This window comes from Bradyrhizobium sp. CCBAU 53351, assembly GCF_015291745.1.
Taxonomy (GTDB): Bacteria; Pseudomonadota; Alphaproteobacteria; order Rhizobiales; family Xanthobacteraceae; genus Bradyrhizobium.
The window spans coordinates 6,400,671-6,415,295 of sequence record NZ_CP030059.1 but is presented as its reverse complement, the minus strand read 5'-3'; the positions used below and the strand labels follow the sequence as shown (position 1 = coordinate 6,415,295).

Here is a 14,625-nt window from a genome sequence, read left to right as displayed (position 1 = left end):
AGATTAACGGTTCCGGCCGGCGGCTCGCAAGGCGGTGGCAAGGAGAAGGGAATGCACTATCCTGTCTTGGTGAATCCCCGCAAGCCTTCATTGAGCAGGATGCCCATGAAGAAACCAAAAAGGGCGAGCGCTGCGAAGGCCAAAAAGGGCCGGAAGACCAGCGCCAGCCGTTCCAAGGCCGCCCCGAAGCGGCTGACCAGGCGTCCGGCGCAGCCGCCGCGGCGTGGCGCGTCGAGCGATGATGGAGCCAAGGAAACCACGAGAGCGACGATCCGGGGCTTGCGGACCAAGCTCAAGGAGGCGCTGCGCCGGGTCGCGGAGCTGGAAGCTGCGGCCGATACCGACTTCCTGCTCGAGATCCCCAACCGGCGCGGCTTCGAGCGCGAGCTCGCGCGCGCCATCGCCTACATGAAGCGCTACCGCGCCAGTGGGGCGCTGATTGTGCTCGACGTCGATCGGTTGAAGCCGATCAACGATTCGTTCGGTCACGGCGCCGGCGACGAGGTGCTCAAGGCGATTGCCGCCACGCTGACGCGGCAGGTCCGTGCCTCCGACGTGGTCGGCCGGCTCGGGGGCGACGAGTTCGCGCTGCTGCTCTGGAATCTGAGCGAGACCGATGCCAAGGCGAAGGCCGCCGCCTTCGAACAGGCGATCGACGAATTGTCCTTCGTCTTTCGCGGCCAGCACGTGACCGCGGGTGCCTCCGCCGGCGTCGCACTGCTGGGAGCGCAATCCGACGCAGGCCGCGCCCTGGAGGAGGCAGATGCCGCCATGTATGTGCGCAAGGCGCACCGGCGGCACGAGCCGCGGATCAGGCTGGTCAGCAGCTAGAGCATGATGCGGACCCGAAGGGCCGCGTCAGCGAAAAGCGTGAAGCGGCTTTCCGAAGAGATCAAGCCACGACCCTTACAGCGTGGCGAGATCTTCCGGCACGTTGCCGAATTTGCGCAGCAGCGTGGCGTCGCCGAATTCGCCGGTCATGGGATCGCCGCTGCGGCTGAATGCGACCGCACCGATGTGGCCTGCACCGCGCGACAAGGCCTCGGCGCGCCGCAACGCGGAGGTCGAACTCTGACATTCTTCCGCTGCGCCGGCGACAGGCGAGCCGTCGGCGTCGATGAAAAAGGGCATTGCAACGTAATAGGTCACGTCCGACATGGCGTTGCTCCAATATTGAAGTTCAAGCGGCGCTGCTCTTGCTCCGCGTCTTGCTGCGGGAGGTGTCCGGAATGCAGCCGGCGGAGATCGCCGCCTGCAATTCCTCCAGTTCGGCTTCCAGATATTCGTTGGCCATGATCAGCGCCTTGATGGTGCTGCGCAGATTGCCGTCGCACATCGCGATGGCCTGGTCGCAGGCCTGTTCATAGTGGCTGTTGTCGAGAAGGGCGGCTGTCGACATCTGCGTTTCCTCGGGCGTTCCAGGGGGCGTTGGGTATCCGAATGTTCTTATTTTGTTCTTTTTGAGTCAAGCGGATTCGATGCCCAGCAGAGTCGTCGCGCGCGGTCTGTGGATCAGGCGATGATGTCCGGGGTAATCTGGTCTTCGATGAACGCGATGCGGTCGCGCAACAACAGCTTGCGCTTCTTCAACCGCTGCAGCCGCAACAGGTCGGGGGCGGGCGATTGATGCAGTGCATCGATCGCCGCATCGAGATCTCGGTGTTCCTGCTGCAACCGGGTGAGCTCGGCTTCGAGCTCACGCTCGTCTTCATTGGTCATGTCTGCGGTGGCCGAAAACCGATAGGCGTGAGACTAAGGCTGTGGATGCCCTGTGGAAATTATCGTCCTTGCGCGGCGTGATCGCAAGCGATCTGCGATCCCTCCTCGCCGATCTCCCGCAACATATTTCTGAGGAGCGCTGACGGGGCCGCGCAAGCGCATTGATATCATGGATTTTTCCCGCGGGGTTCCTTTACTCACGCTTCGTTACATATGAATTTTCAAAAATGAAGCTGCGACGACGGATACCCATCGACAGAACGAATCGGTGATGTAGACTTCATTGTCCGGATCGAATCCTGAGGTTCAACCCTACCGAGGAGGTTTCGAATGACAATTCAGGCACATCTCGTTGAATTGGAACGGAAGCACAAACTTCTGGAAAACGAATTGCACGAAGCTCTCGTGCACCTTTCAACAGACGACCTGCAAATTGTTGAGTTGAAGCGCCGGAAGTTGATGGTCAAGGACCAGATCGAGCGTCTGAAGCACGGCGACACGCTCCACTAGTAACCCCCGTAACAGCGTAGAGTTGATCGTACCCTTATCCAGCAGGGATGAGAGCTTTCCGCTCATCCCTGCTGAAGGGGTGCGCACCGCGCAAAGCCATGCGCGCGGCTTTTGGACTTCGTCTCGGTGCTCTAGAGGCCTGCGAGCCTAGACGTCTACGAGCTCGGCGACGTGATCGGCGATCGCGAGCGACGACGTCAGACCCGGCGATTCGATGCCGAACAGATTGACCAGACCTGCGATGCCGTGATCGCGCGGCCCCTGCATCAAGAAGTCTTGCGTGGCCACCGCGGGCGGCACGATCTTCGGCCGGATGCCTGAATAGCTCGGCATCAACGCGCCGTCAGGCAGTGTCGGCCAGTATTTGCGGATCGCCGGATAGAACCGCTCGGCACGCGACGGATCGACCTCGTAATCGATCGTCTCGATCCACTCGACGTCGGGGCCGAAGCGCGCCTGGCCGGCCATGTCCAGCGTCAGGTGCACGCCAAGTCCGCCGGGTTCGGGCACCGGATAGATCAGGCGCGAGAACGGCGCCTTGGCATTGCAGCTGAAGTAATTTCCCTTGGCGAGATAGGCCGGTGGAATGCGGTCCAGCGGCATGCCGTCGATGTTGCGCGCTACCGCCGTCGCCGAGAGCCCAGCGGCGTTGACGAGCAGGCCGCATTGCAGCGTCATCGGCGCCTCGCCGCCGGCCTCGATCTCGATGACGCCGCCGGCCGCCTTGGCACGGACCAGCGGGGTGTGAAACGCGAAGGCGGCGCCTGCCGCCTCGGCTTCGCCGCGCAGCGACAGCATGTAGGCGTGGCTGTCGATGATGCCCGTCGAAGGCGACAGCAGTGCGGCGTCGCAGGCCAGCGCCGGCTCCAGCGCGCGTGCCGCCTCGCCCGCGAGCAGCTGCATGTCGAGCACGCCATTGGCCTCGGCATGCGCCTTGATCGATTGCAGCTTGGCGGTCTCCTGCGGGCTGGTCGCGACGATCAGCTTGCCGCAGTTCTTGTGCGGGATGCCGCGCTCGGCACAGTAGCGGTAGAGCGCGTGCTTGCCGTCGACGCACATGCGCGCCATCCAGCTCCCGGCGCGGTAGTAGATGCCGGCATGGATCACCTCGCTGTTGCGCGAGGAGGTGATGGTGCCGATCGCCTCGGCCGCCTCGAGCACGATGACCTCGCGCCCGGCCTGCGCCAGCTTTCGGGCCACCGCGAGCCCGACCACGCCGGCTCCGACGACGACGCAATCGACCCTATCCATGGTTGTGCAGCATGTCCGCTGGCCGCGCCGGTGGCATCAGGCCCGGAACGAATGGCGCGGGGCCGCTTTCCGTTAAGGAAGAATTTATCATGTCAGGGCAATTGCCGTATTTCACGTCACATTTTTCTGTTGCGCGTACAGGCGTTTACCCGATCCAAACCCGGGAAGCCAGACAATCCGACGTTGAAATCGCGGGTGGCTGATGGCTGAGAAGAACTGGCACGAGGGCAGCACGCTTCCGATTGCTGTGCAGGCCGTTGTGTGCCTGGCCGGCACGGTTGCGCCCGCGCGCGCCTATGCGCTGTCGGACGGCTTCGCCGCGCCGAGCTATCTTGGTCAGCTCGATCCCAACGTGGTCTGGGAAGTCCTGATCGCGGGCATCGTCGTTTGTGCCTTCCTGGCCGCGATCGCGCTGTGGATCCATTCCTCGCTGCGCCGAACCAGGCGCTTGCAGCTGCGGCGCAACGCCTTCGTCTCTTCCGCCATGAACAATCTCAATCAGGGCGTGGTGATGACGGATTCGCAGCGCCGCATCATCTTCTGCAACGACCGCTATCTCGAGATTTACGGCCTGACGCGCTCGGACATCTGGGCCAACATGAACGGCTATGAACTCCTCGAGCTGCGGCGCAAGCGCGGGGTGCTCGGCGTGGCCTCCGACGACGAGTTCTATGAGAAGGCGGCCAGCACCAACGGCCTGATCACCGAGCTGCCGGACGGGCGGGCCATCCTGGTGAAATATTTCGTGCTGCCGAACGGCGGCTCGGTGGCGACGCATCTCGACGTCAGCGAGCAGCGGCGGCTGTCGCGGCAGCTCGCCTCGACCAAGCAGTTCCTCGAAACGGTGCTGGACAACGTCCCGGCCTGCGTGGCCGCGAAGAACATCGAGGATGGCCGCTATATCTTCGCCAACAGTGCCTATGAGCGGTTCTGGGGCTTCTCGCGCGACCACGTCGTCGGCAAGAATGCGCGCGAGCTGTTCGCGTCGGTTTCGGCTGCCAGCATCGAGGCGACCGACCGGGCGGCGCTCAATTCGCCGGACGGCCAGTTCCGCAACGAATTCGAGGTCGACCGCGGCGGCGAGCGGCGCATGGTCGCCTCGATCCGGATCGTGGTCCGCGACGAGAGCAACAAGCCCGAATTCCTGATGCTCGTGTTCGAGGACATCACCGACCGCCGCTCGCTTTCGAAGGAGCTGGAGAGCACCAAGAAGTTCCTCGAACTGGTGGTCGACAACATCCCGGTGGCCCTGATCGTCGAGCAGGTCAAGGATGGCCGCTATCTGCTCGCCAACCGCAGCGCCGAGACGATCCTCAATCGCAGGCGCGAGGAAGCCACGGGCCTGACGGCGTCCGACATCTTCAACCCCAAGGAAGCCAAGCTGATCATCGCGCGCGACGAGGCCGCGATCAAGAAACGCGGGATGATCACCGAGGAGCACCCGATCTCCACTAAGGACGGGCTGCGGCTGTTCCTGACCCGCCGCGCCACCGTGCTCGGCGATACCGGCGAGCCGCAATATCTGATCAAGACCCACGAGGACGTCACCGACCGCCGGCAGACCGAGTCGCGCATGGCGCACATGGCCTATCACGACGGCCTCACCGATTTGCCGAACCGCGCCGCCTTCCTGCAGGCGTTGACCCAGATGATCGAGGCCTGCGAAGGCACCGACGAGGAGTTCGCCGTCCTCTGCGTCGACCTCGACGGCCTCAAGGAGGTCAACGACGTCTTCGGCCACGCACTCGGCGACAAGCTCCTGGTCGAAGTGGCCCAGCGGCTTCAGGACTCCGCCCGCGGCGGCGTGGTCGCGCGCCTCTCCGGCGACGAATTCGGCCTCATCATCGACGGCAAGCAGCCGGATTCGGGCCTCGCGCTGGCGCAGCACCTCGGCGAAGCCGTCGCGAAGGAATTCCAGATCGACGGCCGGGCGGTTCGCGCCGGCGCCACCACCGGCATGGCGGTCTTCCCGCACAATGGTGCTGACGGCGCCTCGCTGCTCGCCAATGCGGGTGCGGCGCTGTTCCGGGCCAAGCAGAAGTCCCGCGGCACAATCAGCCTCTACCAGCCGGAGATGGACCAACAGATCCGCGATCGCCGCGTGCTGCACCAGGACCTCTCAATGGCGATCAAGAACGGCGAGCTCTCGCTTGCCTTCCAGCCGCAGGGGGCTGCGGGCCACAGCGTCGCCGAGAGCGAGATCATCGGCTTCGAGGCACTGGCGCGCTGGCAGCATCCGGTGCGCGGCCAGGTCTCGCCGGCCGAATTCATTCCGATCGCCGAGGAGAGCGGCCTGATCGTCGAGATGGGCGAGTGGATCCTGCGCGAGGCCTGCCGCGAGGCGGCGTCCTGGCCGAAGCCGCTCCAGGTCGCGGTCAATCTGTCGCCGGCGCAGTTCATGCACGGCGACGTGGTTGGCCTCGTCCATTCGATCCTGATCGAGACCGGCCTTGCACCCGGCCGGCTCGAGCTGGAGATCACCGAGGGCGTGCTGATCGAAGATTTCGACCGGGGCCTCGCGCTGCTGCGCCGATTGAAGGCGCTTGGCGTTCGGATCTCGATGGACGATTTCGGCAGCGGTTATTCTTCCCTGAGCTACCTACAGGCGTTCCCGTTCGACAAGATCAAGATCGACCGCGCCTTCATCATCAATCTCGGCCGCAACCCGCAATCGGCTGCGATCGTCCGTGCGGTGATCGATCTCGGCCATGGCCTCGACATGTCGATCATCGCCGAGGGCGTCGAAACGGTCGAGCAACTCGCCTTCCTCGCCAAGGAGGGCTGCGACGGCGTGCAGGGCTATCTGCTCGGCAAGCCGCTGCCGATCGGCAAATATGCCGGTCTTGTCGGTCGCGCCGAGGTCATGGAGCTTGCGCTCAAGACCGGCTAATCATCAAGGAGCGCTTCGCTCCTTCTCGACGGCTTCATGGCGGATTACGACCTTGCGATCATCGGCGGCGGCCTGAACGGTGTCAGTCTCGCGCGCGATGCGGCCGGCCGTGGTCTGCGGGTCATTCTGTTCGAGCAGGGCGATCTCGGCGGCGCGGCGTCCTCGGCGACACCGCGGCTGATCCACGGCGATCTGTCGGTGCTGGAGCGGCGCGGGTTCTGGCGGGTGCGCCGGTCGCTGGCCGAGCGTCCGATCTGGCTTTCCATCGCCCCGCATCTCGTGCGGCCGATGCGCTTCGTGATCCCCGCGCATTCCGACGAGCGTCCGCCATGGCTGCTGCGCGCCGGCTTGTTCCTCTATGACGGCCTCACCAGCCGGAACGGCCTGCCTGGATCTGTGACCCTCGACATCACCCATCATCCGGTCGGCAACGCGCTGAAGCGCCCATTCGGCACGGCCTTCGAATATTCGGACTGCGTCGTCGACGATTCCCGCCTGGTCGTGCTCACCGCGCTGGATGCATCCGAGCGCGGTGCCGCGATCCGCACGGGGGCGCGCTGCGTGCGCGCCGATCGAACCGACGTCTGGCGGCTCGCGGTGGTCGATCGCGGCCATCGCCGCACGATCACGGCCCGGGCGCTGGCCAACGCGACCGGGGGCTGGACGTCGATGGTCGCCGACACCGTGCTGCGGCAGCCGCAGCCGGCTATGGCGGCTACGCAGATGAGTCAGATCGTCGTGCCCAGGCTGTTCGACTCCGAGAATGTCTACGTGTTTCAGAACCACGATGGACGACTGATCTTCGCTCAGCCGTTCGAGCGCGCGTTCACGCTGATCGGCACGGTCACGCATGCCTTCACCGGAGATCCCGCGATCGTCGCAATGCCGGGGGCCGATGTCAGCTATCTCTGCGAGGCGGCCAGCCGCTATTTCCGCGACCGCATTTCGCCGACCGACGTGGTTCGGACGGTTTCCGGCGTCAACCTGACGCTGGCGTCCGCGCGGGGACGCGACGGCGCGATGCTGTTCCATGCCCGCCGACGCAAGGCGCCGCTGATCACGATGTTTGGCGGCGACGTTACCACCTCGCGCCTGCGTGCCGAGCAGGCGGTGACGAAGTTGACGCCATTCTATCCGATGTCGCCGCCCTGGACGGCCGCCGCCGTGCTGCCTGGCGGCGATTTCGCCTGGGATCGCTTCGACACCGAAGTCGACCTTGCGCGCGATCGATGGCGCTTCCTCACGGAGACGCAGGCCCAGCGCCTGGTCGGGGCCTATGGGGCGCGGCTGCCGGCGGTGCTGGGCGAAGCAAAGAGCCGCGACGAACTCGGCCCCGCCTTCGGCCCCGAACTGACCGGCGCGGAGGTGCGCTATCTCATGGCCCACGAATGGGCACGTTTTCCGGATGATGTCCTCTGGCGCCGCTCCAAGCTCGGCCTGACTATGCCGGCGGCCGATCGTGAGGCGCTCGGCGCGTTCATGGCGAATGTGATGTGAACGACCCGCCCCGAACCGGTTGAGCTGGGGACGATCGGCCGCTAGCGTGCGGCGGAATCGGGGTTGGCAGGGAACATGACGGACGAGTGGCCCAGAACGGACGGCGCGGCTGACGCGGCCGCGGCAGATGCGCTTCCCGCAACGGGCCAGCCGTTGCTGCGCATCGAGAACGTCGCCAAGACGTTCGGGACGTTCCGCGCCGTCGACGGCGTGTCGCTCGACATCAAGGCCGGCGAGTTCTTCGCGCTGCTCGGTCCGAGCGGTTGTGGCAAGACCACTCTGCTGCGCATGCTCGCGGGCTTCGAGGCCCCGGACGAGGGCCGCATCCTGCTTGGGGACAAGGATATCGCGCAGGCGCTGCCGCACGAGCGCCCGATCAACATGATGTTCCAGAACTACGCGTTGTTTCCGCATCTGTCGGTGCGCGACAACATCGCCTTCGGGCTGAAGCGTGCCGGCATGGCGCGCGCCGAGATCGCCACCCGTGTGGCCGAGATGGTCGCGTTGGTGAAGCTCGAGGGGCTGGAGAAGCGCAAGCCCGATCAGCTCTCCGGCGGCCAGCGCCAGCGCGTCGCGCTCGCCCGCGCATTGGCGCGGCGGCCACAACTTCTTTTGCTCGACGAGCCGCTCGCGGCGCTCGACAAGAAGCTGCGCGAGAGCACGCAGGGCGAGCTGATGGAGCTGCAGCGCCGGCTCGGCATGACCTTCATCATCGTCACGCACGACCAGGAGGAGGCGATGACGATGGCGAGCCGGATCGGCGTGATGAAATCAGGCAAGCTGGCGCAGGTCGCGAGCCCCCGCGAGCTCTACGAGGCGCCGCGCTCGCGCTGGATCGCGGAGTTCGTCGGCGACGTCAATCTGTTCGACGGCGAGACCAAATTGCGCGACGGTCATCGTCTGGTCGTCGGCACGCGTGATGCGGGCACGTTGGTGGTCGCCGAACCCCGCGAACCGGTCGGCGCGGGACGATTCTCGATCGCGATTCGTCCCGAGAAGGTCAAGCTGTCGCGCCGGGGCCCGGTGAGCGAGGCCGGCCGTGAAAACGCGATCAACGCCCTGGATGGCGTGATCGCCGACATCTGCTATCTCGGCGGAACCACCACTTACAAGGTGAAGCTCGATACCGGCGGAACGGTGCAGGCGTCCGTCGCCAACAGTGCGCGCCTCGACGTCGATGCCTACAGCCTGAATCAGCATGTCGTTGCCTGGTTCTCTCCCGACGATTGCGTGGTGCTGCAATCATGAGCGCCCGCCGCATCTTCGCGCGCCCGGCGCGCTTCGCCGCGATCGCCCCCTATGTCTGGATGGTGCTGTTCTTCCTGGTGCCGTTCGCCTTCGTGCTGAAGATCAGCCTGTCGCAGACGGCGATCGCGCAGCCGCCCTATGAGCCGGTGTTCGACCTGACGGCAGGATGGGATGCGCTCAGGGCGGCCTTTGCCACGCTCTCCATCGATAATTTCAAGCTGCTCGCTTCCGACGATATCTACGTGTTCGCCTATGTGCGCAGCCTCACCGTTGCGGTGACGGCCACCGCCCTGTTGCTGCTGATCGGCTATCCCATCGCCTATGGCATGGCGCGACTGCCGAAGGCTTGGCAGGCGGTGGCGATGGTGCTGGTGATCGTGCCGTTCTGGACCTCGTTCCTGATCCGCATCTATGCCTGGATCAACATCCTCCAGCACGACGGCCTGCTCAACCAGATCCTGCTGGCTTTGCACCTGGTCAGCCAGCCCGTGGTCTGGCTCTCCACCGACAGCGCGATGTATATCGGCATCGTCTATTCCTATCTGCCGTTCATGATCCTGCCGCTCTACGCCACGCTCGCCAAGATGGAGCCGGCGCTGGAGGAGGCGGCCGGCGATCTCGGTGCTCCGCCCTGGCAGGTGTTCTGGCTCGTCACCTTTCCGTTGTCGCTGCCTGGCGTCGGCGCCGGCGTGCTGCTGTGCTTCATCCCGATCGTCGGCGAGTTCGTCATTCCGGATCTTCTGGCCGGCTCCAATTCGCTGATGATCGGCCAGTCCCTGTGGCTCGAATTCTTCACCAACAAGGATTGGCCGGTCGCGTCCGCCGCGGCCGTCGTGTTGCTGGTCGTGCTGCTGGTGCCGCTGCTGCTTTATGAGCGGCTGCAGAAGCGGCAGCTGGAACAAGGGCGCTGAGACGATGCGCAGGGTCTCTCGCCTCTCCCGCTTCAACATCGCCTCGCTCGCGCTGGGTCTGGCATTCCTCTATCTGCCGATCCTCATCCTCGTGATCTATTCCTTCAACGCCTCGCGCCTCGTCACGGTGTGGGGCGGCTGGTCGCTGCGCTGGTATCACGAGTTCTTCAATGACCGCGCCATGATCGAGGCAGCCTGGATGAGCCTGCGGGTCGCGGTCTCCTCGGCGACCATCGCCACGCTGCTCGGCACGCTCGCCGCGGTCGCGCTGTCGCGTGGCGAGCGGTTCCGTGGCCGCACGCTGTTCTCCGGCATGCTCTATGCGCCGCTGGTGATGCCGGAGGTGATCACCGGATTGTCGTTGCTGCTGCTGTTCGTGGCGCTCAACGCCGAGCGCGGCTTCTGGACCGTGACGATCGCCCACACCACGCTGACGATGTGCTTCGTCGCGGTCGTCGTGCAGTCCCGCCTCGGCTCGCTCGATCGCTCGCTGGAGGAAGCGGCGATGGATCTCGGCTGCAACCCGCTCCGCGCGTTCGTCTCCGTGACGTTGCCGCTGATCGCGCCTGCGATCGTCGCCGGCTGGATGCTGGCCTTCACGCTGTCGCTCGACGATCTCGTCATCGCGAGCTTCACCACCGGACCGGGCTCGGCCACCTTGCCGATCCGCATCTATTCCGAGGTGCGTTTGGGGGTGAAGCCGGAGATCAACGCGATCTGCACGCTGGTGATCGCCCTGATCGCCGTCGTCATCGTCGTCGCCTCGCTGGCTTCGAAGCTGTCGAGCTCGCAGGGCGAGAGCGCAGCGCCGCTGTAACAACTGAGAGCGACGTGTCGCGCGCGCGGCGAAGTGACGCTGAATAACATCATTCTACCTCTGGATGTGTAATCCACTTCTCAGCTCTCCGCTGAGGTCGGGCGCATAAAGTTATGTCGCCCCACGGGCGTCAGCTCGCATTGCCTCACATCCTCATTTCACAAGGAAATCATTATGGCGAAGCGTAAGAAGAGCGACAGAAATCAGAAGTCATCTGCCTCTGAAACGTCGGGACGTCCCGAACAGCACCGAATTTGCAATCTGCTGCCGTCCCGCGACATCCAGAATGACTGGCAGCATGAAAATGCGCTGGCCGTAAACGCCGTCACCGCGCCCGCGGCGCTTCCGGCCAGTGTCGATCTGCGCGCGGCGTGGTGGGACATTGGAAACCAGGAATCGACGGGATCCTGCGTTGGCTGGAGCTCGACGGACGGCATCGCCCGGTATCATCTGGTCAAGGCCGGCAAGCTGGATGCGAAAGTCAAGCTGTCGCCCCGCTTTACTGGATGGCGTCCAGTCATGATCCTGAATCGCGCAAACCTGATGGTTACGACTTCACCGCACCTGCCGTGAGCCCGCCCACCATGTAGCGGCGGAAGGCGTAGTAGACTGCGGCCGGCGGCAGCGCGTAGATGAAGCCGGTGGTCATCAACAGCTCCCAGGGCGAGTCATCGGCGGCGAGGAAGTTGCCGAGCGCGACGGGGAGGGTGATCTCGCGGTCGTTGGAGAGCAGCAGGAACGCGTAGAGATATTCGTTCCAGGCCAGCAGCACCGCATAGGTGCCGATCGCGACCAGCGAGGGCATCATCAGGGGCAAATAGACCAGGCGGAAAATCTGCAGCGTCGTGGCGCCGTCCATCACCGCGGCCTCGTCGAGCTCGACCGGCAGCTTGTCCGACGCCTGCTTGAGCACCCAGATGGCGTAAGGCGAGGCGATCGTCACCATCGCCAGGATCAGCGACCAGTGATTGTTGAGCAGGCCGTAATTGCCCATGGTCCGGTACATCGGCACGGCCAGGAACGCGGCCGGAATGAAATAGGTGAAGAGCGCGAGGTTCAGCACGATGCGTCCGCCCGGCACTTTCAGCCGCGAGATCGAGAACGCAGCCGCGGTCGCGATGAACAGCGTCAGCACGCCGACGGACGCCGCAATCACCACCGAATTCCAGAACTGCACGTAGAAATCGCGCAGGAAGTAGTGCTGCTGCTTGAACACAATCTCGAAGTTGTGCAGCGTCGGATGGTCCGGCCACAGCTTGCCCGAGAATGCGTCCTCCTTCGGGGAGATCGCGAACAGGAACATGTGATAGATCGGGATCATCGTCCACAGGAAGACGGGAATGCCGATCAGCAGGAGCCGCGCTTCGATCCCGACTTCGCGCCAGGAAAACTCTCTTACGCCGGGGAGCTTCATCGGGACAACCGTTTCATCATGAAGTACACGAGCGGCAGGACGAACGGCATCGCGCAGACGATGGATGCCATTGCCAGCGAGAGCTGGTCGAGCCGGAGATAGCGGATGCCGAGCGTCGACAGCACGTGCGTGAGGTCGGCCGGGCCGCCGCCGGTGAGCAGATAGACGCTGTTGAAGTCGCCGAGCGTCCAGATCATCGAGAGCAGCGTGCAGGTGACGTAGAGCGTCTGCATCGACGGCCAGGTGATGTAGCGGAATTTCTGCCACCAGCTCGCGCCGTCGACTTCGGCGGCCTCGAACAGATCGTGCGAGATCGCAAGGCGGCCGGTGATCAGGATCAGCGTCCAGAACGGCAGAGACTTCCAGATATGCACGGCGATCGCCATGGTCAGCGCCACGGTCGGATCGTTCAGCCAGTTCGGGCCGTCATCGCCGGTGAAGGAGAAAATGAAATGGTTGATCATGCCCCATTCGGGATTGAGCATGAAGCGCACCGACAGGATGGTCGGGATCGACGGCACGGCCCAGGGCAGGATGAAGATCACCGAGAGCCATTTGATCCAGGGGCGCTGCTGGGCGAAGAAGCCGGACAGGAACAGCGCGATCAGCATCTTGATGTTGATGCCGATGACCAGGAAGATCAGCGTGTTGACCGCAGCGCGCGCGAAGATCGGGTCGTTATAGAGCGCGACATAGTTCGAGGGGGCCCGCGCCAGCCACAGCCCGTAGCAGACGGGATAGACCACGAAGGCGAGGAAAACGAGCAGATAGGGCGCGAGCAGCACGATGCCCCAGACCTGCGCCGGGGTCAGCCGAGACGACAGGGGCGGGCCGGGGACTGCCTGATCGCCTGAGAGCGTGATCGCCATTCTTTTTGGACTCTTCAAAGAGAAGCCGGCCGCGAAACGCGGCCGGTGTTGTTCTTACACCTCTCCCCGCAATGCGGGGAGAGGGGCGGATGAATTAACCCGCGACCTGCTTGATGCGGGCGATCAGTTCGTCGACGGCTTTGTCGACCGGAACCTTCTCGCTGACGACGCGGTTCATCGCCTTCGCCCACACGTTCTCGTTGTTGAGAATCGTGAACTTCCAGTTCTTGGTGAAGTCGAACGCCGCGGTGCCGCCCTTGAATTGGGTGTAGACGGCCTTGCGGTGCTTGTCAGCCTGCCAGAACGGGCTTTCCTGGCTTTCCTTCGTCACCGGGAACCAGCGGCCGAGCGCGCCCTCGATGTAAGGACGGACGTTCTCTTCCTGGAGCAGGAAGCTGATGAACTGCTTGGCCTCGGCCTTGTTCTTGGCCGCGGTGAACACCAGTCCGGTCTTGACGTCGGAGCGGTAGCGGATGGTCGAACCATCCGGTGCCTTGGGGAAGGAGGCCGTGATGATGTCCTGCTCATAGGCCTTCTTGCCGGCCTCGCGCTGCTCGGGCGTCAGCGCCTGGTTCGTGGAATCCTCAAACCACTTCGCTGCGATCGAGATCGTGAAGTTGTGGGTCATCACGATGGTCTTGTTGTGGAAGGCGACGTTGTTGTCGGGATCCTTCCAGGTCGTGGAGGACGGCGGCGTGCAGCCCTTGATGTAGGTGTCGGTGTAATCCTTCATCGCCTTGATCAGGTTCTCGCGAACCTTGGGATCGTCGACGGTGAGCTTGCCGTCATCGTCGACCAGCTTGACGTGGTAGGCGTCCATGAAGGTGTAGAAGGACTGGAAGGCGTCGGTGGATTCCACGCCCATCGGCTGACCGACGGCATAGATGCGCTGGCCGGTCGCCTTGCGGATCGCGGGCTGCACCTTGTCGCACCAGAAGGTCCAGTAACCGCTCCAGTCGTTCGGAATGTCGCTCAGCTTGAAGCCGGCCTTCTCCAGCATGTCGTTCCAGATCTGGACGTGCATGCTCTGCTGTTTCAGCGGAAAGCCGTAATAGGCCTTCTTCTTGGTGACGTCGTTGTAGAGGATCGACGCATCGAGCGTGTTCTGCACGAAGCGGCCCTTGATCGGCTCCATGACGTCGGAGAGATCCTCGAGCTTGCCCTCATAGGCCCACTTGCCCTGCGCCTGGACGTCATAGGAATCGGAATAGGCGACATCGGGCACGGTGCCGGCATCGAGAGCGGCGACCGTCTTCGGAATCATGTCCTGGATCGCATACTGCGACAATTCGACCTTGATGCCGGTCTTGGCTTCGAATTTCTTGATCGTCTCGATCAACGCGTCGTCTTCGGAGCGGTAGAAGCCCTTGCCCCACCAGACCGTGATCGTCTTCTGCTGCGCAAATGCGGGTGCAGCGGCTGCAAACAGCCCGGCCGCAGCGACCGCCAGTGATACTGCGCCAATAACCTTGGATTTCACGTTTTTCTCCCTCAAACGG

The 14,625-nt window shown here is 63.9% G+C and carries 15 protein-coding genes; 8 read left to right on the top strand and 7 right to left on the bottom strand.

What is annotated here, in order from left to right; genetic code table 11:
- The first annotated feature begins 105 nt into the window (after window positions 1-105).
- A complete protein-coding gene (locus XH83_RS30505) occupies window positions 106-831 on the top strand; it encodes a GGDEF domain-containing protein (RefSeq protein WP_194404307.1) in 726 nt (241 codons plus the stop codon).
- 75 nt (window positions 832-906) lie between these two features.
- On the opposite strand, the gene XH83_RS30500 is transcribed toward XH83_RS30505, so the two are convergent.
- The 3 genes from XH83_RS30500 to XH83_RS30490 form a co-directional block, all read right to left on the bottom strand.
- On the bottom strand, window positions 907-1,158 hold the full coding sequence (locus XH83_RS30500) for a hypothetical protein (protein WP_194404306.1): 252 nt from the start codon (window positions 1,156-1,158) through the stop codon (window positions 907-909).
- A gap of 22 nt (window positions 1,159-1,180) precedes the next feature.
- On the bottom strand, window positions 1,181-1,399 hold the full coding sequence (locus XH83_RS30495; protein WP_194404305.1) for a hypothetical protein: 219 nt from the start codon (window positions 1,397-1,399) through the stop codon (window positions 1,181-1,183).
- 113 nt (window positions 1,400-1,512) lie between these two features.
- Entirely contained in the window at window positions 1,513-1,719 is a 207-nt protein-coding gene (locus XH83_RS30490; protein WP_008546179.1) for a YdcH family protein, read from the bottom strand.
- Window positions 1,720-2,049: 330 nt separating this feature from the next.
- Between XH83_RS30490 and XH83_RS30485 the strand changes: the two genes are divergently transcribed.
- On the top strand, window positions 2,050-2,229 hold the full coding sequence (locus tag XH83_RS30485) for a YdcH family protein (protein WP_061880823.1): 180 nt from the start codon (window positions 2,050-2,052) through the stop codon (window positions 2,227-2,229).
- Between the two features lie 147 nt (window positions 2,230-2,376).
- Here the strand turns inward: XH83_RS30485 and XH83_RS30480 are convergent, their stop codons facing one another.
- Complete coding sequence (locus XH83_RS30480; protein ID WP_194404304.1) at window positions 2,377-3,480, bottom strand: NAD(P)/FAD-dependent oxidoreductase; 1,104 nt, start codon at window positions 3,478-3,480, stop codon at window positions 2,377-2,379.
- Between the two features lie 202 nt (window positions 3,481-3,682).
- On the opposite strand from XH83_RS30480, the gene XH83_RS30475 reads away from it, so the two are divergent.
- From XH83_RS30475 to XH83_RS30450, 6 genes are all read left to right on the top strand, one after another.
- A complete protein-coding gene (locus XH83_RS30475; RefSeq protein WP_194404303.1) occupies window positions 3,683-6,370 on the top strand; it encodes an EAL domain-containing protein in 2,688 nt (895 codons plus the stop codon).
- A gap of 36 nt (window positions 6,371-6,406) precedes the next feature.
- On the top strand, window positions 6,407-7,867 hold the full coding sequence (locus tag XH83_RS30470) for a glycerol-3-phosphate dehydrogenase (protein WP_194404302.1): 1,461 nt from the start codon (window positions 6,407-6,409) through the stop codon (window positions 7,865-7,867).
- Between the two features lie 75 nt (window positions 7,868-7,942).
- Complete coding sequence (locus tag XH83_RS30465) at window positions 7,943-9,115, top strand: ABC transporter ATP-binding protein (protein ID WP_194404301.1); 1,173 nt, start codon at window positions 7,943-7,945, stop codon at window positions 9,113-9,115.
- The gene (locus tag XH83_RS30460) at window positions 9,112-10,026 is read left to right on the top strand and encodes an ABC transporter permease (protein WP_194404300.1); all 915 of its coding nucleotides are present in this window, start codon (window positions 9,112-9,114) and stop codon (window positions 10,024-10,026) included. The genes XH83_RS30465 and XH83_RS30460 overlap by 4 nt, the downstream gene beginning before the upstream one ends.
- Before the next feature lie 4 nt (window positions 10,027-10,030).
- Complete coding sequence (locus XH83_RS30455) at window positions 10,031-10,843, top strand: ABC transporter permease (RefSeq protein ID WP_194404299.1); 813 nt, start codon at window positions 10,031-10,033, stop codon at window positions 10,841-10,843.
- 174 nt (window positions 10,844-11,017) lie between these two features.
- Window positions 11,018-11,416 carry a hypothetical protein gene (locus XH83_RS30450; RefSeq protein ID WP_194404298.1) on the top strand — a complete coding sequence of 133 codons (399 nt, stop codon included), beginning with the start codon at window positions 11,018-11,020 and terminating at the stop codon, window positions 11,414-11,416.
- On the opposite strand, the gene XH83_RS30445 is transcribed toward XH83_RS30450, so the two are convergent.
- The 3 genes from XH83_RS30445 to XH83_RS30435 all read right to left on the bottom strand — a co-directional run bounded on the left by XH83_RS30445 (window position 11,391) and on the right by XH83_RS30435 (window position 14,606).
- Window positions 11,391-12,257, bottom strand: a complete 867-nt coding sequence (locus XH83_RS30445) for a carbohydrate ABC transporter permease (protein WP_194404297.1) — start codon at window positions 12,255-12,257, stop codon at window positions 11,391-11,393. The genes XH83_RS30450 and XH83_RS30445 overlap by 26 nt on opposite strands.
- Window positions 12,254-13,126 (bottom strand): carbohydrate ABC transporter permease, encoded by an 873-nt coding sequence (locus XH83_RS30440; RefSeq protein WP_194404296.1) that lies wholly within the window; start codon window positions 13,124-13,126, stop codon window positions 12,254-12,256. The genes XH83_RS30445 and XH83_RS30440 overlap by 4 nt, the downstream gene beginning before the upstream one ends.
- Before the next feature lie 94 nt (window positions 13,127-13,220).
- Complete coding sequence (locus XH83_RS30435) at window positions 13,221-14,606, bottom strand: ABC transporter substrate-binding protein (RefSeq protein ID WP_194404295.1); 1,386 nt, start codon at window positions 14,604-14,606, stop codon at window positions 13,221-13,223.
- Window positions 14,607-14,625 lie beyond the last annotated feature (19 nt).